Source organism: Acidovorax sp. SRB_24 (genome assembly GCF_012931925.1).
In genome coordinates this window covers 1-313 of the sequence record NZ_MWOM01000305.1, presented here as the reverse complement: position 1 = coordinate 313, position 313 = coordinate 1, and the positions used below count along the sequence as shown (strand labels likewise).

Sequence of the window (313 nt, the reverse complement as noted above, 5' to 3'; positions counted from 1 at the left end):
TGGCGGAGTGGACGGGACTCGAACCCGCGACCCCCGGCGTGACAGGCCGGTATTCTAACCAACTGAACTACCACTCCTGGCAGGCAGCTTTTCGCTTGCATTCAAGACGCAAGCCAAGCGCTACAACTTGGCGACCCCACGGGGATTCGAACCCCGGTACCTACCGTGAAAGGGTAGTGTCCTAGGCCTCTAGACGATGGGGTCAAAACCTTGGAACAACCGACAACAACAAAAACCTGGTGGAGGTAAACGGGATCGAACCGATGACCTCTTGCATGCCATGCAAGCGCTCTCCCAGCTGAGCTATACCCCC

The 313-nt window shown here is 57.5% G+C and carries 3 tRNA genes; all 3 read right to left on the bottom strand.

The window, feature by feature from the left end:
• Positions 1–77, bottom strand: a tRNA-Asp gene (locus B2J89_RS22055).
• A gap of 51 nt (positions 78–128) precedes the next feature.
• Positions 129–204: transfer RNA gene (locus B2J89_RS22050), tRNA-Glu, on the bottom strand.
• 33 nt (positions 205–237) lie between these two features.
• A tRNA-Ala gene (locus tag B2J89_RS22045) sits at positions 238–313 on the bottom strand.